Source organism: Undibacterium sp. FW305-107, assembly GCF_058788535.1.
Genome location: NZ_JBYTAV010000020.1, coordinates 15322 through 41227, shown reverse-complemented (window position 1 = coordinate 41227; position 25906 = coordinate 15322). Strand labels below are relative to the sequence as shown.

Here is a 25906-nt window from a genome sequence, read left to right as displayed (position 1 = left end):
AACATTCCTACAGAAACCTCAAAAATCTCCCTCGATTTTCATTGTGCATTGCAGCATAAATGACTCTATCCAGCCATCCTGTTGCTTACAAAACACATAGGTCGGCAGCTATGTTCGCCACACTTCAGCCAAAAGAAATGCTAAAGATGCGCGACTAGATTTCATAGGACGCAATCCTTTGCCCTGGCGCTCTCCCCTCGTCTCCACATGGACTTGGAAATTTACCATGAAGAAATGTTGCACCATTTTATTGCAATGCATCTTTGCAATCGATTGCAATAAAATGCGATTTACCAGATAATTCTCTTCACCTGCACTACAAAAGATCTTCAACAGCGTTTGCCTTGGCAAACCAGGGATCGCAAAAAAGCGCCATCGAGTACGGCAGCTGATTTTCAAATTCAATCAGACTGAACCGTCCAAAGAGCGCGGCGAAAATTGTTGGAGGTCTTTTGTGACTGACACAGCATCACTTCTATCAGCGTGATGCCTGTGCTCAGACAACAAGGTACTAGACATGCATGCGCAGACCTGTTCTGTGCAGCTTTATAAAAATGATGACAGCGGAGACAGCAATGAAATCATCACACATCAAAATGACGCGCATGGCCAGCGTCATTTCCCTGGCCTTACTGCACATGAACGGTGCATGGGCGCAAGACAATACAGCAGCACAGGATAAAGATAAAAATTCCCTGAACCTGAATTCAGTCATCGTGACGGGTACGCCTGTAGGTACTTCCAAGATGAAGGCCAGCGTATCCATCAGTACCATCGATGCTGATCAGATTTCTCAATCCGCCCCGACCAATGCGGCAGAAATCTTGCGCTCCATCCCTGGCGTGCGGGCAGAATCATCGGGCGGTGAAGGTAATGCCAACCTGACTGTGCGCGGTGTACCTATTTCTGCCGGTGGTGCGCGTTATGTACAGTTCCAGGAAGATGGCTTGCCACTGCTGCAATTTGGAGATATCGCCTTCGTCACACCAGACATGTATCTGCGCGCCGATGGCAGCCTGTCACATCTGGAAGTGGTGCGCGGTGGCACGGCATCGACCATGGCCACCAATTCACCAGGCGGCATCATCAACTTCATCAGCAAGACCGGCAATGAAAAAGGTGGCAGCATAGGCATCAGCAAGGGTGTGGATTTTAGCCAGACCCGCTTTGACTTTGATTATGGCGCAGCCCTGTCTGGCAAGACACGCGCCTTTATCGCTGGCTATTATCGTAGCGGCGACAGCTCACGCCCAGCTGGCCTGACAGCAGAAGAAGGCGGGCAACTACGCGCCAATATCACCCACGAACTGGACAATGGCTACTTGCGTCTGAGCTTCAAGCATCTGGATGACAAGACACCGATGAATATGCCAGTACCAGTCAGGACGGTAAATGGCAATATTTCTGAACTGCCCGGCATAGACCCGCGCACCGCCAGTTTTTATTCACCCTACTGGACACGCGATATTGTCCTCGATAAAAACAATAACAAGATAGCGACGAATGTGAACGATGGCCTGCACGTCGTTAACAATGCCTTTGGTGCAGAGGCATCCCTGAAACTGGGTGGTGGCTGGACCCTGGATGAAAAATTCCGCAAATCCAATAATACAGGTCGCTTTATTTCCATCTTCCCGGCTGATGCAGGTGTCAGCGGTGCCGCGGCAACAAATATGACTTACGCTACCGGCCCCTATGCTGGCAAGACATATACTGGTGCAGCATTCACGGCAACAGTCTTCAACACCTCAATTGATGACCTGGGTAGCACCGTCAATGACATGAAATTGTCCAAGGTATTTGAGACATCCGGTGGTAAATTCGCCACCACGGTGGGCTGGTATTCATCCCTGCAAAACCTGGGCGTGACCTGGAACTTCAATCAATACCTGATGCAAGCCAGCGGTGATAAACCTGCACTGCTGAATTCAAATGGTACGATTGCCGGTACACCCGGATTGCTGGCGCAAGGTACGGATGTGTTCGGCGGCTGCTGCAACCGCAATATCGACGCGCAATACAAGACCAATGCCATGTACGCCAACCTGGGTTGGGAAAGCGGCAACTGGAACCTGGATGGCAGCCTGCGCTATGACAAGCAAGATGCCAGTGGCACCTTCAACCAGGCAGTTAATCAAAGCTATCGTGCAGCCAATACCAGATTCATCAACTATGGCGTGAACCATACGTCTTACTCTTTCGGTGCCAATTATCGCCTCACCAAAGACATCGCCGTGTTTGCCCGCGTCAGCGAAGGCATCGCCTTCAATGCCGACCGCATCATGTTTGGCAATCCACTCGACGGCAGCACACCAATCAGTACCAATATCGTCAAGCAAACCGAGGCAGGTGTGAAATGGAAAGCCGGCAGCTTCAGCAGCTTTGTAACCCTGTTCCAGGCCAAGACAGAAGAATCGAATTTTGAAGCAACGACACAAAAATTCACTGCCAATAACTACGATGCCAAGGGTGTGGAAATTGAAGCCAGCTATCGCTACGATGCCTTCCGCGTTACTGGTGGCCTGACCTACACCAATGCCAGCATCACGGCAGCGAATGACAAGTCAGTAGTCGGCAAAACACCACGCCGCCAGGCCAGCTACACCTACCAGATTGCCCCCACCTACACCATGGGCGACGCCGTCTTCGGTGCCAGCCTGATAGGCACCAGCAAGTCCTATGGTGACGACGCCAACACCCTGATCCTGCCCGCCTTCCACGTCCTGAACGCCTTCGTCAACTACAACATCAACGACAAAGTTCAGGTCTCACTGAGCGTCAACAACCTGACGAACAACATAGGCTACACCGAAGTAGAAGGCGACGGACATGCAGCAAGATCCATCAATGGACGCAGTGTAAAAGCGTCATTGAAATATAGCTTCTAGAACTTCGCTATTTGTAAAGTGGCCTTGCATAAGCGTAGCGAGCGATGCTAATTTGGGTTAAGAAGCGCAATCGTACTTAAGTACGATGAGCATCGCAGGCCCAAAATCGCGCCGCGCAGTAGCTTAGGCAAGGCCACGAGTAGGAACCAGTCCCTGGTAGCACTTTAGGCTCCCCTACACCCCCAACATGTGGGGGAGCCATTTTTAATGACCCGTTTTTTCTAAGGCACTACCTGCATCATGTCTGCCGCATCGAACACAACACCATTCCTCACGGCCCTGCTCAGCAAGCTGGCACCGGGCATGCACGCGAGCATAGCGACCAGGCTGGCAAAACATCTCCCCGATTTATACCAAACGCTGCAGACACTGTATGGCAATCAATTCAGCAATGAACAAGCGTATGCCACATGGCTGACAGAACTCTTGCAAGTCGCAGGCGAGGTCATCGCAGCACGCCCTCTGTCCTTGCAGGTTCTGGATGATGCCAGAAGCGCAGACAAGAACTGGTTCACCAAAGAAAACATGCTCGGCTATTGCTGCTATGTAGACCGCTTTGCCGGTGACTTGCGCGGCGTGCAACAACGTATCCCGCACCTGCAGGAATTGGGTGTGACTTACCTGCACTTGCTACCTTTTTTAAAAGCCCGTGCTGGCGAAAATGATGGCGGTTTTGCATTAGCCGATTTTGATGCGATAGAACCACGTCTTGGCAATATGGCAGACCTGGAAGCACTCAGCGCTGCCCTGCGTGCAGCGGGTATCAGCCTGTGTTCTGATTTTATACTCAACCATGTGGCAGACGATCACCCATGGGCTATCGCGGCAAAACAAGGTGACCCGCACTACCGAGATTATTTTTATCACTACCCTGATCGCACAATTCCAGATAATTTTGAAAAGCATCTTGGTCAGGTCTTCCCGCAAGTTGCCCCTGGCAATTTCAGCTTTGTGCCTGAATTGCAGGAATGGGTATGGACCACCTTCTACCCTTATCAATGGGATCTGAATTACAGCAATCCAAAGGTCTTTGCCGACATGGCCGCAGCCCTGTTGCGCCTCGCCAACCGTGGAGTAGAAGCTTTCCGGCTGGATTCAACCGCCTTTTTATGGAAACGCCCAGGTACAAAATGCATGAACCAGCCAGAAGCCCACCAGATTTTGCAAGCCTTGCGCAGTCTGGTAGAAATTGCTACTCCTGGTGTTTTGCTGAAGGCTGAAGCCATCGTTGAAACGGCAGACCTGCCCGCCTACCTTGGCAGCAACGATGGGACAAATTCAAAACAGGAATGTCACCTCGCCTATCACAGCAGCCTGATGGCAGCCTCCTGGGTAGCCCTGGCAGAACAAAACACCAGCCTGTTGCACCATGTATTTGCTGGCACGCCAGCACTACCGCAACAAAGTAGCTGGCTGACCTATGTACGCTGCCATGATGATATAGGCTGGAATGTGCTGCGGCCAGAAGCCAGTATGGAAGCAGAAGATGTACAGCAAAGGCTGGCCAGAGTATCCCGCTTTTATAGTGGCGACGACAGTTATGCGCGCGGTGCCAGCTTCCAGGCCAATGACTCAACTGCAGTCCACGGCACGGTCGGCATGGCAGCGGCACTGACAGGTTTTTCCAGCGCACACACAGCAACAGAAAAGCATCTTGCCAGGCAACGTCTGCTACTCTTGTATGGGCTGATTTTTTGTTTTGGCGGCATGCCACTGATCTATATGGGTGATGAACTGGCACAGATGAATGATGAGACCTATCAGCAAGTGCCTGCACAGGCAGCAGATAGCCGCTGGTTGCACAGGCCCACCTGGAATGAAGAATTGTATGCCCAGCGTCATTCCAGCTCGCATGATGCAGGTGCTGTATTCAATGCACTTGCTCATATGTTGCAGCAACGCCGGCAATTGCCACAACTGGCAGCGCAGGCAGCACGGCATTTATTGAATGCAAAAGATCCTGCCGTGCTGGCTTTTTTGCGTGACAACCCGGATGAGGCACTGCTATTTTTGGGGAATTTTTCAGAAAATAGCATCAGCCTGAATATGGCAGAACTGCTGGCGGACTATGACATTCCCGGGCAAGGCTGGGTAGATCAGTTGAGCAAGCTTGATGTTGATAACGCCGTGACATTACAAGCATATTCTCAATTGTGGTTGGTAAGGAAACAGGGAAATATGAATCAAGACTAACACCCTCCCCTTGAGGGGAAGGAGAAAAACTGGATATTGCACAAATAGTCGCATTTCGCAATTTTCGCAATTCAAGCCAGCTAACAGAAAAGAAACCCATGTCATTGCAAAGCAAACCCATCATCATCTTTGGAGAAACCCTGATCGATGATTTCCCTGATCAGCCTGTAGTTGGCGGTGCGCCTTTCAATGTGGCACGCAGCCTGGGTTATTTTGATTGTGCGCCCCTGATGATTTCGCGTGTGGGTAATGATGCGACTGCAGAATTGATACGCGCTGACATGCAGCGTTTCAAATTGTCTGCAACTGGTTTGCAGACTGACTTGCACTACCCCACAGGCCGCGTCAAAGTCACGCAAGACGATAGTATGGACAAGGCCAAACACCATTTCGAGATTTTGCACGAGCAGGCATATGACTACATCGATAGTCAGATAGCCATCACTGTCATGCAACAAGCAAGCCCAGCACATGGCCAAGGTATTTTTTACTTTGGCACACTGGCACAAAGAAACCCTGTATCACGCGCAGCCTTGTATGGTTTGCTTAAGGAGACACAGGCACTCAAGTACCTGGACTTGAATTTGCGCGCCATGCAATACAGCCTGGCTACCATAGAGCAATCATTGCAGTTTGCCGACATACTCAAGGTCAATGAAGAAGAATTGCAGATACTGGCAGAAATTTATCTGGACAAGCCAAAGACAGAAAACGAAGCTGCACTGGACGATAGAGATATCCAGACCCATGCAACAGCATTGATAAGTCTATTCAAGCTGCAAGCCATCATCACCACCCTGGGTGAGCGCGGTTATGCCTATCTGGATGAGACTGGGCAGTACCTGTACAGTACAAGCGAAGCTGTCAAAGTTGAAGTCGTTGATACTGTAGGTGGTGGCGATGCCTTCTCCGCTATCTTTTTACTTGGCATGCAGCGCGAATGGCCTTTGCACATCAGCCTGCAGCGTGCCCATCAATTTGCGGCAGCCATTTGCAGTGTACGCGGTGCGGTTGCCAGCGATGCTGGCTTTTATGAGCAATGGCAAGGACGCTGGAATGCAGAAACCCTGCCAGTCATTGAAAGCAGTGGAGCAAATTCATGAATGCAGCCATAGCCAGCCCGCAGCAAATGACAGGCAAACCCCGCCTGTCATTCTGGCAAATCATCAACATGAACTTTGGTTTTTTTGGTATACAGTTCAGTTTTGGTCTGCAGCAAAGCAGCATGAGCCCCATCTATGCTTACCTGGGCGCTGACGAAGCCAGCCTGCCCTATTTGTGGCTGGCCGGGCCGGTGACAGGCTTGCTGGTGCAACCGCTGATCGGTGCCATGAGTGACCGCACCATCAGCCGCTGGGGTAGGCGCACGCCTTATTTCCTGATTGGTGCAGTATTGTGCAGCCTGGGTTTATTGATCATGCCCTTCAGCTCTACACTTTGGATGGCTGCTGGTTTGCTGTGGATACTTGATGCTGCCAATAATGTGACGATGGAGCCCTACCGTGCCTTTGTCAGTGACAAGCTCGATGCCAGCCAGCATTCTGTCGGCTTCCTCACGCAAAGCGCCTTTACCGGCCTGGGGCAAACCCTGGCCTACCTGACACCGTCAATCCTGGTGGTGGCAGGCATGAACAGCAATAGCGTCAATAGCCATCACATTCCCTACATCGTCATCGCGGCTTTTATCATCGGTGCTGTGTTTTCAATCGCCTCTATCTTGTGGACTTTGAAGACGACGCCAGAAATCCCTTTGACGGCTGAGCAACTGGCACAAATCAGGCAACAAGCCACAGGCTGGCGTGCCACCCTGGCCGAGATAGGTCTGGCAATAAAAGAAATGCCACCGACCATGCGCCAGTTGGCACTGGTCAAACTATTCCAGTGGTATGCCATGTTTTGCTACTGGCAATACATCATGCTGTCGCTGGGCCGCAGCATATTTGGCACCAGTGACCCCAGTTCTGCCGGTTTTCGCGAAGCGGGATTATTGAATGGGCAGATAGGCGCTTTCTATAATTTCATCGCCTTCATTGCCGCCTTTGCGCTGGTGCCTTTCACCCGTCGCTTTGGCCCAAAAATCAGCCATGCCACATGCCTGACACTGGCGGGCTTGTGCATGATCAGCATACCAGCCATACATACACCAGCGCTATTATTTATCCCCATGCTGGGCGTGGGCCTGGCCTGGGCCAGTATCATGGGCAACCCCTACATCATGCTGGCAGGCAGCATACCGGCAGAGCGCACGGGAGTGTATATGGGCATATTCAATATGTTCATCGTCATCCCCATGATCATACAAATCTTCACTCTGCCGCTGTATTACCAGGCCTGGCTGGGTGGCAATCCTGAAAACGTGATCAGGCTGGCGGGCGGCTTGCTGATCTGTGCGGCGCTGGCGGTGGGCATCGTCAAATTACCAAAAAGAACACTACCCACCATCAAGGCTTAAACCAGGCCAGGGTTACCAGTTACACCAATCAGGCGCGGTGTATTCAGTTTGCGTGGTGTGATTTTTATAGTCGGCCTTAAACTTAAACTGGACAACTATCTGTTCGGGGCTCTTTTATTCTTTCAGTTGAAATGCGGCAATTGCTGCCATTACCATGCTTGCTAACCATACGTAATAGCCAGTTGCAGCAAGGTATGGAAATTCGCCTGCACTACCGACCGCGATCAACTTTCCAAAAAGAAAAGAGCAGGCAAGGACCAAGGAAAGAACCGCGAACACCACAGACTGACCTCTTGTCTCGTCCGTATGCTTAAACCAGGAGAGCCACAAGAGTAGATTGGCCAGCCAAGAAAAATGGCCAGCAAACAAACCTACAGGGCCAAGCAAGAATGCTTCCAGCCCGTAGTGCACCGACGTCTTTCCATAGTAATCAGTCGTGTATGCGGGGAGGGCCAGACATGCGACAAACGCTGTCAAACTGGCCCTTATCGACCAATATGATAAAGATTTTCGTGTGATCATAAGTTAAGGCACCAGACTCGCGATACCTCACTGATTTTAAAGCGTTACATTATAACTTGGCAAACCCTCATCAACCCAACATGCCAGGATTACCAGCGACGCCAATCATACGCGGCGTATTCAGTTTGCGTGGTGTGATTTTTTTGTGTGTACGCAGCCACTGCGCCACTACATCCCACACTGGCTCCCCCTTCGCACCTTCGGCTACAGGGGCCCAGCCTGCGACCTTATACGTCTTGTTATCAGCCAGCGGCTGACCGTTCAGGCGCATGTCCTGTATGCGTTTGCCCATGGCTGCTACCGGTTCCATCGCATACGTCAGGCCACCAACGCGCACCATGTCTCCACCTTGCTGATAGTAAGGATCAGCATTGAAGAGATTGTCAGCCACGTCTTCCAGCACGGTCTTGATGGCTGCGCCTGTCATTTCTGTGACGGTGGTGTACGAATAAGTGGTGGCGGTCTGGTCCATCACATGTTCCATGGTGATGGCGCTATTCGGCAGCAACGAAGTACCCCAGCGGAAGCCGGGTGAGAAAGCGATTTCTGCCTCTTTGACTTCCATGAGGGCATCGACAATGAGCTGGTCAAAGCTGCCGTTGAAATTACCACGGCGGTAGAGCGTGCCCTCTGTCATCGCCAGTTTTTCACCCAGCTTGGCATTGTAAGGTGCACGGATTTTTTGTATCAGCGCCTGCATCTCAGTGTCCGCAGGCAGGAAGTTGGCAAACACGGGTAAGAGCTTGTACTGGAAGCCCTGTATGCGCCCTTCTTTCACATCAAAATCGAGCACGCCGAGGAACTTGCTATTGCTGCCCGCATTGGTTACCAGGGTCTTGCCACCACCATTTTCAACGATGACAGGTGCTGGCATGCCGTCGTGGGTATGTCCACCAAGAATCGCATCTATACCACGCACGCGCGAGGCCATCTTGAGGTCAACATCCATGCCATTATGCGACAGGACGACCACCACTTTCGCACCCTTGGCACGCGCGGCATCGACGGTCTTTTGCATATTCTCTTCCTGTATGCCAAAGCTCCATTCCGGCACCAGATAGCGCGGGTTGGCGATGGGTGTATACGGAAAAGCCTGGCCTATGATGGCGACTGGCACGCCATTCATTTCTTTCATGACAAAAGCTTCAAAGACCGGATCACCAAAATCGGTAGTCTGGATATTTTGCGCGACGAAATCGACCTTGCCCTTGAAGTCATTCTCGACGATATGCTTGACGCGTTTATCACCGAGTGTCATTTCCCAGTGCGCCGTCATGACATTCACCCCCATCTGCAAACAGGCATCAACCATGTCCTGCCCCTTGGTCCACAAGGCAGTCGCCGATCCCTGCCAGGTGTCACCACCATCCAGTAACAGCGCACCAGGGCGGTTGCCTTTGATGCGCTTGACCAACGTTGTCAGGTGCGCAAAACCACCGACCTTGCCATAGGTCGCTGCCGCCTGTTCAAAGTTCAGGCAGCTAAAGGCATGGGCTTCAGGTGTATTGGGCTTGATGCCAAATTGCTTGAGCAAATGCTCACCGACCAGATGCGGGCTTTTACCAAATGCCGCACCTATGCCCAGATTGACACTGGGCTCGCGAAAATACAGCGGCAACAACTGCGCATGGCAATCAGTGAAATGCATGAGATGGACATTGCCAAAACGCGGCAGGTCGTAGAGCTTATGTGCCGCAGGATTCGCCATGGCTGCTTGCGCATCTATCTGCATGCCACCAGCGGCGGCGATGGCCATTACTTGTAAAAAATCACGACGATTCAGACCCATGATGATTTGCTTTCTGTTTTTTGTGTTGCTTTGTCGTTGACGTTGCTATTGATGTTGATGTTGTTTTTGACTTTAATCCGCTTGGGACGTAGCAATTTGTGCTTCACAGAAAATGGATCAGAAAGCTTCGTTGTTTGAGCGTAGCGAGTTTCGAAGCTTTCCCATTTTTTGTGATGCACAAATTGTGCTGGAGCGCAGCGTAAGCACCCGAAGGGCAAGTCTGCGGTCGCCTTTCTTTGATTCCTTTCTTTGGCGAAGCAAAGAAAGGGATTCGGCCGCCGGGCCGAGACCCGGCTTGTGTCCACAAAGGGCAATCGCTTTAATCAAAGCACACGGCATGCAACAAACGCTACTAAGTTCCAGCCTTCGCTGGAGCGACGTAAATCAGGTCGCAGTAACAAGGAGAGGCACAGACTTCGGTGACAACAAGACGTATGCACCAAAATCGCAATGTCCTACTTATTTACCGGCGACTCAACATCCAGCAACAGCGCCATCACATCCTTCAACTGCGCCTCAGTCAACACCCCATTATGCCCAAACCGTGGCATCTTGGAACAGGCGTTATAGGCTTGCGCGTTATACAGCTTGCCCCAGGTGTATTTCAGTATCTCTGGACTGGTACCGCGCAGTTTGCCAAATTGATACAGCGAGGGCCCGATATTGCCGAAAGAAATTTCAGCCTTGCTCATCTGGTGGCAGGCATAGCAGTTGCCGCCATTGACTGAACCCATGGCATCGGACGATTGCATGCCGCGGCCATTTTGGGCGATTTTTTCGCCGTTTTTCCAGTCGCCCATGTACTGGCCATCCGCCGGATATTTGACCGTGGCGAGTTGCGCCTGTTCCAGTTTTTTTGCTGGCTTGGCTTTCAATCCTTGTGGGTTGGCACTGCACAGTGCCTGCGCTTCATCCTGCTGCACCATGCGTTCCATGGTGGCCGGGCCTTTGGATTTGAAGTCGGCCTTCATCATCTCTAGCGCAGCTTTGGCGTAATCTGGTTCTGCTGCTGACACCAGAGCACTACTGCAGATGGCTGCCAGCAAAACACTGATATGGCTTATACGTAAATTGTTCATGCGTATCCCCTTAGCGTTTCAATGCAGGTGCATTCATGACCGCGCCATCGGCAGATTTTGCCAGGAACATGGTCAGTGCAGTAATGGTGTCTGAAGCATAATCAGGCACGGGGAATCGTTGCTGGCGGAAGCAGTCATTGAGCCTGTGCTGCATGGTCCTGACTTCCCCCTGAGAGACGCGGTAAGCTGGCCAGGTCGAATAGGCGGCCTGGGCATTTTCTTTATTGTTCAGATTGGGCAAGTCTTGCAGGCGTATGCGCTGGCCTTCTGCAGAATGGCAGGAGGCGCAGGCAAAATCATGTGAACCGGCGCGGTAATAAAATATCTTTTTACCGATTTCATAAGCCTGTTTTTCTGCCGGATGTTTGGTACTGACCGTCAGTTTCATGCCACGGGATTCTGCCGTCAAAAATGATACCAGTGCTTCGATATCTGACGGGTTACCAGCAGAACCGAAAGGTGTTTTTGCCGCCTGTTCACGTGTCAACCCTTGCAAGCTCATGCGGCAATGCATGAGGCGCTGTTCCAGGTCCATGACCTTGTTGGTGTCTTTAAAATAGCGCGGCAATTCTGCATAAGCCCCCTTGGTCACACCCGGCCCTTTACCCAGATCACATTGCTCCAGCGATTGCTGATTAGGGCCCATCTTTTTTTGCCAGAGTTCCTGACCACGCATTTCCCATAATTCTGCCGGGTTGCCATCGGCCAGCATTTGCCGGTATTTGGCGATTTCATCAGTCGCAGATGGGCTTGCAGTTTGGGCTTGTGCAGAGGGCAACACAACGCATGCCAGCATGACACACAGCGGCATACAGGACAGTGATTTGAGAGCAAGACGTGACATGGTTTTCCTTATCAGGCTATGGCTGCTTCATCAGTACGCTGGTCACCTTTGCTGTCTGTCCAGGTCACCGACACTTTATCACCTTTGACACCACCCTTGAACTTGAAGGACAGGAAAGGGTCTTTGGAAACCGAAGGACCAAACTGCGCATCCAGCACCAGTTTTTCTTTCCATTTGGCCTGCAGGGTTTTGATGAAATGTGCGGGTACGACTTTGCCTTCCAGGTCTTTACGCTGACCTGTTTCCATATCGTGACGCATCAATACTTTTACTTCAACGACGTCGCCAGTAACCGCCGCCCGAATACGCATAGGATCGCCCATGATGTCTCCCTTTTTTGCTAATTTTAAATGAATATCTGATTAAGACCTAAAAGCTCACCACAGAGACACGGAGGCAAAGAGAAAAGCATGAGAAGGTCTATAAAATATTCAGCTTACTTATCTGGCTGAAACATATTATTGATACATCATTCAACTTCGCATTAACGATTACGTTGTTTATGTGCCGAGTGTTGGGCTGGTGAGTCGTAGCCCAACCTACACATCTGCAACTTAATTGCCGATTTTTGCTCTTGAACTTCTCTGTGTCCCTCTGTGTCTCTGAGCCTCTGTGTTGAGAGGTCTTAAAAATTAACCGCCGCAACCGCCCAGAGTAACTTTTATTTCTTTCGAAGCCACCAACCATTTACCATCAGCTTTCACCAAGGCATGCACGTTCGAGGTCTCACCAACCTTGACGCGGGTGCTGACCGAGGCTTCTGTGCCTTCTGGAATATTGAATGCCGCAGACATGGCGTTCGGGTTTTTTTCTATCAGGATGGCGATGTAATCTGTATTGGCAGCTTTGCTGCTGACACTGACGGGTACTACCGCACCATTTTCTGCAATGTCAGGCGCACCAATCACGATGTCGGCACTGACAGCCGGGCTGCCGGCACCCAGTGCAGCAAAAACGTCTTGCATGTTCTTGGCTTCAAAGGCCTTGGCTTGCCATTCTGCGGCAAACACATCGGATGGTTTTAACAAGCCAGCGGCAAAGGCCAGGCCAAATACCGTGGATATACGTAAAAAATCACGGCGTTGCTGACCGTCATCGTTGATCTTGATTGCCTGCTTCATTACTGTCTCCTGAGTGAGCATTTATCCGGCGCTGCTGATATGACTAATATTGCTGATATTGCGATTTACTGAATTTACTTCATTCGATAAGCTTAACGCGAAATCGTTCCATCGATATGACAAAACTGAAAAAATCCCTGCTACTTTACTAAATAGGACTTACGCAAAATTGTCCCAGCAAGGCGCAGCGACGAAGACAGTACTTTAGTACGGCTAGGAGCTGCAACGCCGCTGGGGCGGTTTTGCGTAAGTTCTGCTAAACTCATTGACGCATGATCCAATCCAGCATGGTCTTGATTTCTGCATCTTTGACATGGCCTTGCGGTGGCATGGGGATATCGCCCCAGGCACCACTGCCACCCTGCTTGATTTTCTTGCTCAGGCTGGCTTCAGCATTGGTGTCACCCTTATATTTCGCGGCGATCTGTGCAAAACCTGGGCCAACCACTTTATCTTTCACACCATGGCAGGCGATGCAGGCATATTGCTTGGCCAGCTTCAAACCCTCTTCGGCGGCGGGCGCGCTGACTTTGACAACCGCAGCCTTGTTCAAGTCCACCCCACGCACAGCACCAACAGTGCGGTTTTGCTCGACCGGATTACCGTTGGCACTGCGTGCAAAGGCAGGTAATTCAGAGGTGATCTTGACTTCTTTCAGACAGTCTTTCATGCAGGCAGTATTTTTCACGTCCGGCTTGCCATTGGTTTGCCACAGGCCATGCTTCTCTGTCATGCCGTCACGGTTGGGCATGCGTTTTTGCACATCAGCGATATTGGCATCTGACATGACAAAATCGTCAGCGACGATGCCACCCATGTTCAGCATATACGCTGTTACTGCATACACTTCTTCCGTGGTCAGGGTCTTGGGTGCATTCCAGGGCATGGCGCGATTGATATAATCCCATAGTGTCGAGACTGTTGCCACCTTCATCAGGGTGGTGCGTTGCGGCTGGCTATTACCAGTCAATGCTGCCACGCGGCCATTCTTGACATCGTCTTTTGTCGTGCCACCAATGAGAGGCGTAAATACCTGGTTAGACTCACCGAAAGTGCCATGGCAAGAAGCGCACTTGCCGTCCCATACCTGCTGGCCCTGGTCAACACTGCCACGGCCTTTTGGCAAGCCCTTGAAGTCGGGGCGTACATCGATGTCCCAGGCGGCTACTTCTTTAGGAGTCGCAGCACGGCCTATATTGCTATAGTCTGCGGCACTGGCGGCAAGACTGAAACCAGCCAGCACAAGAGTAAATAAAGACGTGCTTAGCGACTTGCGTATATCAAGCGACCTGTACATTGCTGACCTCACCATCTTCGTTAATTTTCCAGGACTGGATGGCATTATTGTGATAAATCGATTTGGTGCCGCGCACTTCGCGCAATTGATTGATCTTAGGTTGAACGTAGCCGGTTTCATCGATGGCGCGCGATTGCAAGATCGCTGGCCCACCATCCCAGTTCCAGTCCATGTTGAAACGGGTCAGGCATTTGCCAAGCACCGGGCCTTCCAGTTTGGCGGTGCGCCAGCTGCGGCCACCATCGGCAGAGACATCGACGCGCTTGACCTTGCCACGGCCTGACCATGCCAGGCCGGTGATATTGTGAAAACCTTTTTCCAGCAACATCTGACCGCCCGAAGGTGTGGTGATGACGGACTTGCATTCCTGCACCGAGGTGTATTGTCTGTGCAAGCCGCTGGGTTGCAGATCGATGTAATGGATAGCCTCATCCTTGGTGGCCCATGGCTGGTCACCGACTTCTATGCGGCGCAGCCATTTGACCCATGACACGCCTTGCACGCCGGGCACGACCAAGCGCAGTGGGTAACCATTTTCTGGGCGCAGCATTTCGCCATTCATGCCATAAGCGACGATGACATCATCCATGGCGCGGGCGATATCGATGGTGCGCGTCATGGCAGAACCATCGCCACCTTCAGCCAGGACAAATTTGGCTTTCTTGCGATCGATGCCGCAATCATCCAGCAGGACAGACAAGGGCACGCCTGTGAATTCACAGCAGCTCAACATGCCATGTGTATATTGGACGGTAGGCACGGCGACATTGCCCCATTCAGTCGCACTATTGGCACCGCATTCGATAAAGTGCATGCGTGAGACCGAGGGCAGGCGCATCAGGTCATCCATGGTGTAGACCTTGGCTTCGCGCACCAGGCCATTGATCATGAAGCGGTGCTGTGCCGGATCTATATCTATCCAGCCCTGGTGATGACGTTCAAAATGCAGGCCACTGGGAGTGATGATGCCAAAAAATCCCTGCAAGGGAGCAAACGAGACAGAGGCCTGCGGCACCCGCGTCAAGCCGGGTGACTGGCGGCGCTGCAAATTGGCTTCAAACTTGGAAGGCTGTCCATAGCCCTGCATGACGACGGGGTTACCCAGGGTCTTGGCATGATCCTGCAAATTCAATATCAGCGGGTCACCATCACCCTCAGGCACAGTACCCGGCCTTGCCATTGCTACGCCAGATGCCAGCGCAGCCGTGGCGGCCGCAAAGCTCTTGCGCAAGAAACCACGGCGCTCATCATTCAGGCCTTGTTCAGTGATGGACAGACGCAAAGGAGCATCCAAAAAATTTTCGGGCGCACGACGCAAAAGACCGGACTTTTTAATCTGCATAGACATGAGACTGAAACTTTCCAATGAGATACTGCGATCATCCTGTGCCCGCATGCTGTTACCACTGCAAACAGCATAGCCTATTCTTTAAGCACAGTTTTACTGATCTGAATTTGATCTAGCTCAAATACAACTATTTGCGCATATAATCAAATAAGGAAGGAAAAAAAGCAAATACTTTCTTTTGTGCAAGGCACAAAAAGTTTATGTAGCGACTAAAGTATCTGGTTCATGATAGATTCTGGCACCCATGTCAACATGCCATTTCATCAAGATGCATCAGAAAAATACATTCTTCAGATCACCAACTGCAATTCTTATCTTCGTATTGATTTTGACAGGCTGGACTATCTCTGCCCTGTATTTTGGGCAATCGCTTTTTACCTCACAAAAATCCTTGCGCCTGCCACAGTTGGGGGCTGCAACAGGGGAACTGTTCGTCACCCATGAATGGTGGCGTTTGCTGGTCTCGCAATTCTTGCATGTGCATTTCCTGCATATGCTGTTCAATGCCATGTGCATACTCATCCTCGCCAGCAGCCTGGAGAGAGCGCGAGGCTGGCTGGTGCTGCTCAGCATTTACCTGGCCGGCGGCACGGCAGGCCAGTTGGCGAGCGTCTGGTCTTACCCTGCCCTGGTCACGGATGGTGCATCACAGGCTTTGATGGCTTTATGCGCGGGCATGTTTGTCTTGCAGCCACGCAGCAGAGTGACCTGGTTTGCTGGCCTGATCGTCGCCATACAGGCTGCGCTGGACGTGCATGCGATAGCGGGTATCAAGGCCGGGCATTTGTATGGCTTTGTTGCGGGATTATTTGTCAGTGCGGGGTTTTGGTCAGGGTTACGCAGCAAAGGTCACTTTAACAAGCAAACTGAATTGAGATGATCAGGTTACCGGCCCCTTTATCTTCAAACCAAACCTGTCCAGCATAAATTCGATGAAGGTAGACAGCTTGGGTGTAGGCTGCCTGTCACGCGGATACAGCAAATGCATGGGACGCGGTGCTGGCACATAATCTTCCATCAGCGGCACCAGCCTGCCAGCAGCGACTTCGCTGGCGAGCAGCAATTCAGATTGCATGACAATACCAAAACCAGCCACGGCAGCACTCTTCAAAGCCTGGCCGTTATTTGAACGCAAACGGCTGACCGGAATTTCACTGATTTCTTGCGCTTCTTCAGCCAGGCGCCAGCGTACGTGCTTGTTCCAGTGTAAAAAATCCAGGCATTCATGGTCTAACAAATCTGCTGGAGTATGGGGTATTCCCTTGCGTTTCAGATAGGCAGGCGCAGCGCAGATCATCATGCTGTATGGCTGCAGCGCACGTGCTATCAAAGTGGAATCTTCCAGCTTGCCTATGCGTATGGCAGCATCAAAACCGTCTTCCACCACATCAACCAGCCTGTCGTTCATATGCAGGTCGGCGCGCATTTCAGGATATTGCGCCAGATAATCAACCATGGCCGGGGCCAGCATTTCACTGCCAAAGGTGACGGGTGAGGTGATCTTCAGTACGCCACGCGCGCCACCACGCATTCTGGCCGCACCGGATTCTGCCTCGCCGATCTGCGCCAGTATGGCCTTGCATTGCTCTGCGTATTGCAAACCCAGCTCAGTCAGGCTTTGCCGTCGCGTGGTGCGCGTCAGCAGGCGTGCACCCAGCAGGCTTTCGAGAAATTGTATGTGCTTGCCCACCATGACGGGCGAGATCTCGCACTCTGCCGCGGCAGCGGTAAAACTGCCTGCATCAACCACGGCGACAAACACTTCCATGCTGCGTAACTTATCCATGAATGCATCCTTTATTACCAACCATCAATTACTAACCATGAGTTAGCAATATATGTATTTTTCGGATATTTATCTACATTAAAAAATGAAAGATACTTAATTTCATGGCATATGCCTGTAGAAATTAACCCATACAGCCCGACGCGACGGGCTGAAAAAACTAAAAGGAAATATCATGAAACTCATCATCATCGGTGCCAACGGCACAGTAGGCAGCGCCATCAGCAATGAACTGGGTGCCCGTCACGAACTCATCCGCGCAGGCAAAGCCAGTGGCGATATCCAGCTTGATATCAGTGACAGCGAACAGATACGTGCATTATTTGCCCGCACCGGCAAGGTCGATGGCGTAGTCGTCGCCGCAGGCAGTGTGCACTTTGCCCCACTCAATGAAATAGAAGAGCAGCATTTCCACATCGGCCTTAATAGCAAGCTCATGGGCCAGGTGAATGTCGCCCAGATTGCCCAGGCTTATCTGCATGATGGCGGCTCCATCACCCTGACCAGCGGCGTGGTTGGTGAAACACCGATACGCGCAGGTGCCAGCGCCGCCATGGTCAATGGCGCACTGGAAGGCTTTGTGCGTGGTGCAGCTATAGAATTATCACGCGGCTTGCGCATCAATGTCGTCAGCCCCGGCTTGCTGGAAGCATCGGTTGCTGCGCTGGGTAGTTTCTTCCCCGGCTTTGAAGCAGTATCGGCCAAACGTGTGGGACTGGCTTATGCGAGAAGTGTGGAAGGTGCGCAAACCGGACAGGTGTATACCGTGCGCTAATGCACTTGCAAGCGTGGGAAATGATCCCCGTTTTTCACGCTTGATATTCCACACTTGAGATTCCACATTTGATAAAACTTATCAAAAAAATAGCGCAAGAAATCAATAACAAGTTAGCATGACATCATGACGCTGCCCGCAGCAAAACCTGTCAACTCAGCTTGAGCCAGGGCGTCATCCCAACCATCCCTGCCACCCCATACTGGAGCGCTATTGTGAGCAATGAAGCCTTTGACGCCCCCATCTTCATCGAAGATGGCCCCTACATAGATTTACTCCCCAGGGAATATCCCTTTTTATACAATGACCGGGGACACTGCAGACAATTGCGGCAGCCTTTTGGCGAGGAAATCACGATCGCCAAGGATAATCCCGATCTGGAGTTGGGCGTCAAATACAAGGGCATCAGCCACCAGCCCAAGACCATACCCAATAACGGCTATCCTTACCAGATTACTGAATTCAATTTCAATGCGCCTGAAGTCCATTACGAAGCTATCACCGCGACCAGAGACAGCGTGCAAGCCTTTGGCATGACGTTGTTGAAAAGTGGTGAATGCCTGCGCTTTGAATATGAGGGCATGATCATGGCCCAATATACCTATGGAAAATGGGCTGGCTATCAGTCTCCCTACATCGGCAAGCGGCGGCGGCGTGAATTACTGACCCACAATCCTACCGATCTTGAATTCCATGATTTTCCGCATGTGTTTTTCTCGCAAGATGACCGTCCCCTCGTCATCAGCGTGGCACGCTGGCGGCCCTATGTGCAGGAAATATCGCTGGCGGATCTGTGGATAGAACCAGGTGATGCCATCGTCGTACCACCCAAGACCCGGCCTGCACCACCGTCGGGAGAATTGCCTGACGAGATAGCCAGACGCATCATTATCGACTTGCACGGCAACCGCAACTCCGCGCTGGCTTGCTGGGGCAGCGACAAAGCCGCATTGACTACCACCACCGTGCTGGGCAACGAACACACCATGCAAACCCGTGCGCCGAATTATCATGAAGAATTACAGCCAACTAGGCACCCCTATTCAAGTGCCGGGCTGGCAGGGTAATGAGACATGCTTTGTGCAAAGCTGACACTGCCACATTCTCCTGCTAATTTACAATTGTTAGCAATGGCAGCTTTACTTGCCTGAGCATGGGAAGTCCTGAACTATCCGCATTTGCAAACCTGTAGCGCAGAGGGAAGTTACGGGATATCCCTCAAAAAACCAAAGGCTGCGCATGCATATCTGCCGTCCAGACGCGTAAGGCAAAGCACGCGCCAGCCAGTCTTATCGTTTCGACTATTGCGCAACATGGTTTCTCACACTAGGCTGAAGTAACTATGGTCCGGAGGTCAGCAAATGAAGAATATTGCGCTCGTATTCTTAATGCTGGGATTATGCTGCATACCTGCCAGCGCAAGCGAGTTCAACTCTGGCTGCGGCAGCATACAATTGGCTTATTATGAATTGGGTGCGCTGTATTACCACAATGCCGATGGCAGCTATGCAGGCATAGACAAGGACGTGGTTGAAGAAGTATCCCGCCGCAGCGGCTGCAAATTTGATACCGTACTGGAATCCCGCGTACGTATCTGGACGCAATTGAAAAACAACATCCTGGACATGTCAGTTTCTGGCATCCCCACACCAGAAAGGGAAAAATTCGCTGAATTCATCCCCTACTTTTCCACCAGAAACTACATCTTGCTGCACCGGGACATGCCTGCACACAATCAGACCATGGCTGGATTTCTGGCCGATGCCAATTCGAAAGTAGGTGTCGTCAAAAGCTTCAAGCACGGCCCACAGCTTGACGAATGGCTGGACAAATTATGGACACAAAAGCGCGTCTATGAAGCGGCAGACTTTGATACCCTGCTGCGCCTGTTCTTTGCACGGCGCGTTGATGCCGTACTGGCGCTGCCCACCGTGTGGGAACCGCTGCTGAAAAAAGAAGATATCAGCAAGCAAATCCTGGTACTCGACTGGGCACCGCAAGACAGTATAGTCCACGGCCTTATCGTCTCCAAAGAACGTGTCAGCAAAACCCGGCGCGACTTACTGAAAAAAGCCATCTACAGCATGGCCGACGATGGCAGCCTGGAAAAAATTTTCAGCAAACACGTGGGCAGCAAACTGGCACGTGAGCTGCGTTATGATGGGCCCAGATATTAAAACCCATAGAGACAATGCGTTCTAATCATCCAGACCCTTGCCATCGAGGATTTGCGGGATAGCTTTTTCTACCCTTGATTCCCGGGTCTTGGATTGTTTGGCGGCGGAAAAATGCAGCAGATAAGCTTTTTGCCGTCCTGGAGTCAGCGCAGCAAAAGCTTTTTTCAAGGCCGGCATGCCATCGAGTCTGATTTGAAATTCTTCAGGCATATTGAATTCTGCCGTCTTCTTGAATTCCACTTTCAAACCGGCTTTTTCCACTGCAATGGCGTCTTTTATATAAGCCTTGATGGTGGCTTTCAGTTTGGTGATTTCACTGACACTGGTGAAGCGCAACTGCCTCGCTGCCTGCGTGTTTTCTGTTTGTTGTATCAGCAAACCCTTGGCATCCTTCATCAAGGCACCTTTGAAAAACAGGAGGGCAGCATATTCCTTGAATACATGGATCAGGACGATATTGGTATCTTCATGCGTATAACAAGGATTGCCCCACTTCAATTCTTCTTTCAGAGGACATTCAAGAACAATGCTGCGCAATTGCTCAATTTCTTCTTTCCAGTTTTTTGCCTTGCTGACATATGCATCGACTTTAGGATTCATTTTTTTGCTCTCCAAAATAAAGTGTGCTTCATTGCATGGTGCTTTAGTGCTGATGGATTATCTGATTTGCTTGTATTCATCATCACTGCATACATCACCGGTTTTCAAAGAAAACTTCATAGCGCAGTTCTATCGCTTCGAGTTTTGATAAATCCAGTTCCTGATTGTAGGCGATGGAATTGGTATTCAGGCGATAGTCTTTTTGGAAGATCAATTGCCAGGTGGTATACGGGCTATAGCGTATCCGGTTCATTTTCTCACTACTGTCAAACTTGTTGATGATGGCATTTTTGTAGTCATAAGTAGGTTCTTGCCTGTCACCATTCGTGATGAGCTTATAGGAAAACGTCGTGCCCGCAGGTTCCTGATAACACACTTTGATGCGCTGTTGTTTTGTGTTTGCCGCTGTCCGCTTACTCAAGAATTGAGAGATACCGCTGTGTTTCAGCACGCAATGGAATTCTGAACCTTCCTTGACTTTGGCACCACGCAAATAGATTTTGGCGTCGATCAGGCGTTCAAAATAAATGTCTGAATCCAGGTCGGGTGGCACGGTCAGGCTGATACGTCCGGTGCTGGCGAACTCTTCAAACAGTTGCGGATAATCGGCCCGCTTCCAGACTATCGGGGTATCTGAGAAATCGCGCTTGGCGGGTGTCTTGGCGCTGCTCAGACGATTGGAAATTTTTTCCCACAATGGCTGATGCAATTCATCGGACAAATACTTTTCACTCAGATTCTTGGGCAAGTTTGGCAGCTCATAGTTTTCAAGTGTCCAGATTTCATAAGCACGCGCTTCATTCTGTATCAATTGCAGGCTGAAGTTAATCGCTAGCTGCAGATTGTTGTCCAGGCTGTTTTGTATATCCTGCGTACTCTCCAGCGCGGGGTCGTAGCTGAGCTCATCCAGACTGGCGCTCAGCACTTTAATGCTTTCTTCGCACTGACGCTTCTTGAATTCCAACTCACGCCTGTCGGCCTTCACCGTGGTCAGGTGCATCAGCAAATCAAGATGCGTAGAAGACATGTCAAAATAATCGTTGAAGGCATGTTTCCATTCCTGCGCTTCTTTATACTCTTGCAGGAACTGAACGATGTAGGCCTTGAATTCATTGCGCTGTTTTTTCAGTTCCAGCCTGGCACCGTCAAACACCAGATTATCTGTCAGCAAGTCAGTTTCATCGAGCGTGAACTCAACTTGCTGATAGTCTTTATAAAGCTTTTCAGCCGCCTTGAGCTTGACCTGCATGTCGATGACGGTATCGATGAATTCTGCACTGAGCTTCTTGGCTTCTTTCCACTCATCGGTTTTCATCAGTTTGGCGATATCGTCCTTGAGCTCCAGCACATCCTTGCTGAATATGCCTTTCTGCAAAATGTCCTTGAGCGTGGTCAGTTCTTGTGATTGCTTATAAAAGTCTTTTACCTTGCCAAAGAATCCTGCCAGGCTGCTGCCGGCACTGGCAAAACTCATGGCAACACCGGCGACCATGGACATGACCTCGACCAGGCTCCAGAAATCCATCCTGGTCTTGGCACGGAATTGCGCATCAATGGCTTGCTGCAATTTGCCCGGCATGTCTTGCAGTTTTTTACCCTGCAAATGGATTTGCCCTCTTAACTCACCTATGGTGGACTTGAGTTGCAACTCTTTTTCCCGCAGATATTTCAAGCTGCCGGGTTTGTCAGTGTCGCCAGTCAAGTGCTCGTTGAATTTTCTGGCATCGGCAAGCGCTTCAGTCAGTGCCTTTTTGCGTTGCTCCAGCGTCTTCTTTTCTGCAGCGAATTCCTTGGCGTAGTTTTCCTTGTCTTTATAGTGCGCCAAAGCATCTTTGACATAGGATGAATAGGCCTTGATATCGGTGTAGGGGCAAGGTGTCGTTTGCCGTGCAGCCTTGTTGCCCAGTGTAGCAAGTGCCAGCTCAGCCTCCATTAATATCTGCCGCCTGTTGCGCTGGTCTTCAGTCAGGTTTTTTGCATAGGCAGCAAATTTGCCAGTCAGTGTCACCAACCAGCGCAAGATACGACGCGCTCTTTCCGTATCATCACTAAGAACCGCCGCCTTGGCGCAACGAACCAGCATCAATAGATAAATGTAAGGAATTTCCGCATCCAGACTGGCCGTGCTGATGGTGTCAAAGCTGCCTTTGCTGCCTTCCTTTGCCGTGGCGATGGCGGGTGGACTGGTGCTAGCTGCTGCACCATAGCCCCCTCTGTTGCCAGCATTGCCGGGATCTGCCCGCAGCTTGAGTTTTTTTTCGCTGCCATTGGTGACGATGTAGGCGGACTTTACACTCAGGTTGCTGAAGTGGTCGGGCTCCATGAAGCGATCTTTGTATGTCCATAAATCTTGCAAAGCCTGGTTCTCATCGAAAGCTGCCCAGTCTATCGTGTTCCAACCTATGCTGGTCGCATAGAGGTACTTGGCCCCCTGTTGCGCAGAACCACCATGGCCAGGGTCGCCATGTCTGGCGACATCACCTGCGGCGCCACCAGAAAAATTTTTGTTTATTTTGTTCCTGGACAGATTATCCAGCAGGCAGATCACACCACCATCGCCACCCTTGCCCGGTGTACCTGCCAGACCGGCATTGCCACCATTGCCGCCGTTGTCCCCATGGGCAGAGCTAACGCTCACCCTGAGATAATTACCCAGCTTGCCTTCGCCAATAGTGCTGACATCACTGCCCCAGGCATAGTCATTGACGACCTTGATGATGGGCGCACCCTTGGGATTATCAACAACGACAGTATGCGAACCCACGACTTGCATGGTCGGCACTGAGGGTTTGCTCTTCTGGTCCTTGTCTGCACCTAAATCCAGGCCCTTCATGCCATGGCCACCAGATTCCGGCTTGCCACCCTTGCCGCCTTTGGCCAGCAGGTTTAGTTCGCCCCCTTCGATAGTGTCGGCATAAATGATGATCTTGCCGCTGTGCTGCCCTGCGATGCCATCTGCGCCATTGCGGCCATCGGCACCATCCCTTGCATTATTCTTGTACCCGGTGCCGCTGTTTTGCGCGACATTGTCAGGGCGATTCACGGCATCCGTGCCACTGACATCAATCGTCGCCCCCTCTGCAGCCACCAGCACTTGCGCCGCCATGAGTGTGAGGTCACAACCGGGGTTCACAAACCCCTTTTCTATATGCACGGTTTCAGCCTGGATAAGATGGTGACAGCCGTGCCTGAATGTTCCTGCCTTTAAGTAATATTCAGCTTGCCGTATAACAACCGTTTCGATTTTTTTCTCGTCCGCGCCTGCCATAGCTCATCCTTGAATATAAATTGAAAATTGCTGCTAATTTAGCATGTGAATTGTTAATAATTCAAGCCAAATTGCAGCAACATTTTTTAAACAAGGGAAAATGAAACTTCCTCTCACCACTTGGGTGTAATCCTCTCCCCCGGCAAAATATCATAAGGAAAAGCCCAGCCTGGTATGGCGCGCAGGCGTTCCAGCCAGGCGACGATATGCGGGTAGCGGCCTTCAAGCTTGTAATCGCTTTCATTTTCCGGATAAAACAGATAGCCACTCAAGGAAAAATCAGCTATCGTCGGCGCGTCGCCGACCATGTACTCGCGGTTGGCCAGATGCTTGTTGACGATATTAAAGGCATTGTCGATACGCCCCAGCAACCAGGCCTGGACGGCTGGATCAGGTGCAGCAGGGCCAAAGGATTTATTGAAGCGGTAGCTGGCAAAATAACTGGTGAACTTGTGGTTATCAAACAAGAGCCAGCGCAAGACTTCCAGTTTTTCATCTTCATTCGTGCCACCAAAAGCACCATGCTTGTTGGCCAGATAGCTGAGGATGACACCAGACTGTGTCAGCACGCGCTCACCATCTTCCAGCACCGGCACCTCGCCCATTTCATTGGCTTGTTCGCGCCATTCATTGCTGCGTGTCACTCCCTGGAACATATCAACATAGCCGTTCTCGAACGGCTGGTTCAGTGCGCGCAATAAAAAAGCGACTTTGAAGGAATTGCCTGACTGACAGAGGCTATGCAGTTTGTACATGATGCGCGTCCTTGGGTGTAAAGAGAACAGGCATCTTACCAAGATTTACAGATTGTGCATAATCAGTGCAATCACCCTGCCATTGCCTTCAAAAAGACTTCAGTTTGTGTATCTGCCGGATAAAATAATTCTACGCACAGCTCATGCAGGGTGATGTCGCGTGGGCTGCCAAAGGTGGTCAGTGTGGTGAACAGCGAAAGCTCTTGTCCATGTAGCTCCATGATGCATGGTATCAACAAGGAAGGCTCAGTCGATTGTGTAACTGGTGTTTGCTGTTTCAGGGCAATCACATTGGGATAGGCATTTACCTCTTCTACCAGAGCAATGATATCTTCATCACGGGCGCTGAGCATCAGCCGCTGCAAAACCTGTAAAAGATAACTGCCCCATTCAGAAAAATTCTTGGTATAGGCAGCAAAACCTTGCGGGTGCAGGCTGGCCCTGAAAATATTGATTTCAGGTGTCAGCAATTCTGCTGGCAGCAAGCCCATGAGTTTTTCTGCTGCACGGTTATGCAAGACCACATTCCAGTGCCTGTCGAGCGCAACGCCGGGATATGGGTCATGGGTATCCAGCAGCCGTTGTACAGCCGCCCTGACCTGGGCCATGCGTGCCGTATCCAGACCCTGTTCGCTATAGCGTGGTGCATAACCTGCCGCCAGCAGCCAGGTATTGCGGGCGCGCAAAGGTACGTCGAGCTGGCTGGCGATGCTCATCAAGAGTTCGGCACTGGGGCGTGAGCGGCCGGTTTCTACAAAGCTCAGATGGCGCGGCGAGATATCAATGTCCAGCGCCAGCTCCATCTGGCTCAATTTGCGTTGCGTGCGCCATTCACGTATCAGGGTACCGACTGGTGCCTCTGCCTTGTCTGCTGTAGTAGAGATGAAATGACTCAATTGCTGCTCCCGAAGTAATTTCTGAAATCTGAACCTGAATTATCAGCCTATTGTCGCACCACCACCATTACCTGCGAGGTAATCGACTTGCTGCAAATGTAGAGCGAAACTGCAAT

Annotated in this window: 21 protein-coding genes; 8 read left to right on the top strand and 13 right to left on the bottom strand. The window is 51.1% G+C overall.

Annotation, left to right across the window (positions count from 1 at the left end):
• Nucleotides 1-575 precede the first annotated feature (575 nt).
• From AC3WQT_RS28120 to AC3WQT_RS28105, 4 genes are all read left to right on the top strand, one after another.
• A complete protein-coding gene (locus AC3WQT_RS28120) occupies nucleotides 576-2888 on the top strand; it encodes a TonB-dependent receptor (protein WP_492709209.1) in 2313 nt (770 codons plus the stop codon).
• Nucleotides 2889-3128: 240 nt separating this feature from the next.
• Nucleotides 3129-5081, top strand: coding sequence for an alpha-amylase family glycosyl hydrolase (locus AC3WQT_RS28115; RefSeq protein ID WP_492709207.1), 1953 nt, complete (start codon nucleotides 3129-3131; stop codon nucleotides 5079-5081).
• Nucleotides 5082-5179: 98 nt separating this feature from the next.
• The gene (locus tag AC3WQT_RS28110; protein ID WP_492709205.1) at nucleotides 5180-6184 is read left to right on the top strand and encodes a PfkB family carbohydrate kinase; all 1005 of its coding nucleotides are present in this window, start codon (nucleotides 5180-5182) and stop codon (nucleotides 6182-6184) included.
• Nucleotides 6181-7533 carry an MFS transporter gene (locus AC3WQT_RS28105; RefSeq protein WP_492709203.1) on the top strand — a complete coding sequence of 451 codons (1353 nt, stop codon included), beginning with the start codon at nucleotides 6181-6183 and terminating at the stop codon, nucleotides 7531-7533. Before AC3WQT_RS28110 ends, AC3WQT_RS28105 begins: the two co-directional genes overlap by 4 nt.
• A 114-nt stretch (nucleotides 7534-7647) precedes the next feature.
• On the opposite strand, the gene AC3WQT_RS28100 is transcribed toward AC3WQT_RS28105, so the two are convergent.
• The 8 genes from AC3WQT_RS28100 to soxC form a co-directional block, all read right to left on the bottom strand.
• The gene (locus tag AC3WQT_RS28100) at nucleotides 7648-8055 is read right to left on the bottom strand and encodes a hypothetical protein (RefSeq protein ID WP_492709201.1); all 408 of its coding nucleotides are present in this window, start codon (nucleotides 8053-8055) and stop codon (nucleotides 7648-7650) included.
• A 70-nt stretch (nucleotides 8056-8125) separates the two neighbouring features.
• The gene (soxB, locus tag AC3WQT_RS28095) at nucleotides 8126-9838 is read right to left on the bottom strand and encodes a thiosulfohydrolase SoxB (RefSeq protein ID WP_492709252.1); all 1713 of its coding nucleotides are present in this window, start codon (nucleotides 9836-9838) and stop codon (nucleotides 8126-8128) included.
• Between the two features lie 461 nt (nucleotides 9839-10299).
• Nucleotides 10300-10923 (bottom strand): sulfur oxidation c-type cytochrome SoxX, encoded by a 624-nt coding sequence (gene soxX, locus AC3WQT_RS28090; RefSeq protein ID WP_492709199.1) that lies wholly within the window; start codon nucleotides 10921-10923, stop codon nucleotides 10300-10302.
• Nucleotides 10924-10933: 10 nt separating this feature from the next.
• Nucleotides 10934-11767, bottom strand: coding sequence for a sulfur oxidation c-type cytochrome SoxA (gene soxA / locus AC3WQT_RS28085; protein ID WP_492709197.1), 834 nt, complete (start codon nucleotides 11765-11767; stop codon nucleotides 10934-10936).
• Nucleotides 11768-11778: 11 nt separating this feature from the next.
• Entirely contained in the window at nucleotides 11779-12090 is a 312-nt protein-coding gene (soxZ, locus tag AC3WQT_RS28080; protein ID WP_492709195.1) for a thiosulfate oxidation carrier complex protein SoxZ, read from the bottom strand.
• 309 nt (nucleotides 12091-12399) lie between these two features.
• On the bottom strand, nucleotides 12400-12888 hold the full coding sequence (gene soxY, locus AC3WQT_RS28075; RefSeq protein ID WP_492709194.1) for a thiosulfate oxidation carrier protein SoxY: 489 nt from the start codon (nucleotides 12886-12888) through the stop codon (nucleotides 12400-12402).
• A gap of 262 nt (nucleotides 12889-13150) precedes the next feature.
• Nucleotides 13151-14185 (bottom strand): c-type cytochrome, encoded by a 1035-nt coding sequence (locus AC3WQT_RS28070; protein WP_492709192.1) that lies wholly within the window; start codon nucleotides 14183-14185, stop codon nucleotides 13151-13153.
• Nucleotides 14169-15533, bottom strand: coding sequence for a sulfite dehydrogenase (gene soxC / locus AC3WQT_RS28065; protein ID WP_492709190.1), 1365 nt, complete (start codon nucleotides 15531-15533; stop codon nucleotides 14169-14171). The genes AC3WQT_RS28070 and soxC overlap by 17 nt, the downstream gene beginning before the upstream one ends.
• Before the next feature lie 244 nt (nucleotides 15534-15777).
• Between soxC and AC3WQT_RS28060 the strand changes: the two genes are divergently transcribed.
• Nucleotides 15778-16413 (top strand): rhomboid family intramembrane serine protease, encoded by a 636-nt coding sequence (locus tag AC3WQT_RS28060; protein ID WP_492709189.1) that lies wholly within the window; start codon nucleotides 15778-15780, stop codon nucleotides 16411-16413.
• Here AC3WQT_RS28060 and AC3WQT_RS28055 read toward each other — a convergent pair whose 3' ends face one another.
• On the bottom strand, nucleotides 16414-17319 hold the full coding sequence (locus AC3WQT_RS28055) for a LysR family transcriptional regulator (RefSeq protein ID WP_492709187.1): 906 nt from the start codon (nucleotides 17317-17319) through the stop codon (nucleotides 16414-16416). It lies immediately after the preceding gene.
• 175 nt (nucleotides 17320-17494) lie between these two features.
• Here AC3WQT_RS28055 and AC3WQT_RS28050 point away from each other — a divergent pair, with 175 nt between their 5' ends.
• From AC3WQT_RS28050 to AC3WQT_RS28040, 3 genes are all read left to right on the top strand, one after another.
• Entirely contained in the window at nucleotides 17495-18094 is a 600-nt protein-coding gene (locus tag AC3WQT_RS28050; RefSeq protein ID WP_492709185.1) for a short chain dehydrogenase, read from the top strand.
• A gap of 215 nt (nucleotides 18095-18309) precedes the next feature.
• On the top strand, nucleotides 18310-19161 hold the full coding sequence (locus AC3WQT_RS28045; protein ID WP_492709183.1) for a hypothetical protein: 852 nt from the start codon (nucleotides 18310-18312) through the stop codon (nucleotides 19159-19161).
• Nucleotides 19162-19455: 294 nt separating this feature from the next.
• The gene (locus tag AC3WQT_RS28040) at nucleotides 19456-20271 is read left to right on the top strand and encodes a substrate-binding periplasmic protein (protein WP_492709181.1); all 816 of its coding nucleotides are present in this window, start codon (nucleotides 19456-19458) and stop codon (nucleotides 20269-20271) included.
• A gap of 21 nt (nucleotides 20272-20292) precedes the next feature.
• Here AC3WQT_RS28040 and AC3WQT_RS28035 read toward each other — a convergent pair whose 3' ends face one another.
• The 4 genes from AC3WQT_RS28035 to AC3WQT_RS28020 form a co-directional block, all read right to left on the bottom strand.
• On the bottom strand, nucleotides 20293-20871 hold the full coding sequence (locus AC3WQT_RS28035; RefSeq protein ID WP_492709180.1) for a YdeI/OmpD-associated family protein: 579 nt from the start codon (nucleotides 20869-20871) through the stop codon (nucleotides 20293-20295).
• A gap of 94 nt (nucleotides 20872-20965) precedes the next feature.
• Nucleotides 20966-24025: a hypothetical protein gene (locus tag AC3WQT_RS28030; protein ID WP_492709179.1), complete on the bottom strand. Its 3060-nt coding sequence runs from the start codon at nucleotides 24023-24025 to the stop codon at nucleotides 20966-20968.
• 227 nt (nucleotides 24026-24252) lie between these two features.
• Entirely contained in the window at nucleotides 24253-24894 is a 642-nt protein-coding gene (locus AC3WQT_RS28025) for a glutathione S-transferase family protein (protein WP_492709177.1), read from the bottom strand.
• A gap of 71 nt (nucleotides 24895-24965) precedes the next feature.
• Nucleotides 24966-25790, bottom strand: coding sequence for a helix-turn-helix domain-containing protein (locus tag AC3WQT_RS28020; RefSeq protein ID WP_492709175.1), 825 nt, complete (start codon nucleotides 25788-25790; stop codon nucleotides 24966-24968).
• Between the last annotated feature and the right edge of the window lie 116 nt (nucleotides 25791-25906).

What these genes read in the sequence shown, in the direction of transcription:
- AC3WQT_RS28120 (WP_492709209.1), top strand. Translation starts at nt 576, where the DNA reads ATGAAATCATCACACATCAAAATGACGCGCATGGCCAGCGTCATTTCC.
- AC3WQT_RS28115 (WP_492709207.1), top strand. Translation starts at nt 3,129, where the DNA reads ATGTCTGCCGCATCGAACACAACACCATTCCTCACGGCCCTGCTCAGC.
- AC3WQT_RS28110 (WP_492709205.1), top strand. Translation starts at nt 5,180, where the DNA reads ATGTCATTGCAAAGCAAACCCATCATCATCTTTGGAGAAACCCTGATC.
- AC3WQT_RS28105 (WP_492709203.1), top strand. Translation starts at nt 6,181, where the DNA reads ATGAATGCAGCCATAGCCAGCCCGCAGCAAATGACAGGCAAACCCCGC.
- AC3WQT_RS28100 (WP_492709201.1), bottom strand. Translation starts at nt 8,055, where the DNA reads ATGATCACACGAAAATCTTTATCATATTGGTCGATAAGGGCCAGTTTG.
- soxX (WP_492709199.1), bottom strand. Translation starts at nt 10,923, where the DNA reads ATGAACAATTTACGTATAAGCCATATCAGTGTTTTGCTGGCAGCCATC.
- soxA (WP_492709197.1), bottom strand. Translation starts at nt 11,767, where the DNA reads ATGTCACGTCTTGCTCTCAAATCACTGTCCTGTATGCCGCTGTGTGTC.
- soxZ (WP_492709195.1), bottom strand. Translation starts at nt 12,090, where the DNA reads ATGGGCGATCCTATGCGTATTCGGGCGGCGGTTACTGGCGACGTCGTT.
- soxY (WP_492709194.1), bottom strand. Translation starts at nt 12,888, where the DNA reads ATGAAGCAGGCAATCAAGATCAACGATGACGGTCAGCAACGCCGTGAT.
- AC3WQT_RS28070 (WP_492709192.1), bottom strand. Translation starts at nt 14,185, where the DNA reads ATGTACAGGTCGCTTGATATACGCAAGTCGCTAAGCACGTCTTTATTT.
- soxC (WP_492709190.1), bottom strand. Translation starts at nt 15,533, where the DNA reads ATGTCTATGCAGATTAAAAAGTCCGGTCTTTTGCGTCGTGCGCCCGAA.
- AC3WQT_RS28060 (WP_492709189.1), top strand. Translation starts at nt 15,778, where the DNA reads ATGTCAACATGCCATTTCATCAAGATGCATCAGAAAAATACATTCTTC.
- AC3WQT_RS28055 (WP_492709187.1), bottom strand. Translation starts at nt 17,319, where the DNA reads ATGGATAAGTTACGCAGCATGGAAGTGTTTGTCGCCGTGGTTGATGCA.
- AC3WQT_RS28050 (WP_492709185.1), top strand. Translation starts at nt 17,495, where the DNA reads ATGAAACTCATCATCATCGGTGCCAACGGCACAGTAGGCAGCGCCATC.
- AC3WQT_RS28040 (WP_492709181.1), top strand. Translation starts at nt 19,456, where the DNA reads ATGAAGAATATTGCGCTCGTATTCTTAATGCTGGGATTATGCTGCATA.
- AC3WQT_RS28035 (WP_492709180.1), bottom strand. Translation starts at nt 20,871, where the DNA reads ATGAATCCTAAAGTCGATGCATATGTCAGCAAGGCAAAAAACTGGAAA.
- AC3WQT_RS28025 (WP_492709177.1), bottom strand. Translation starts at nt 24,894, where the DNA reads ATGTACAAACTGCATAGCCTCTGTCAGTCAGGCAATTCCTTCAAAGTC.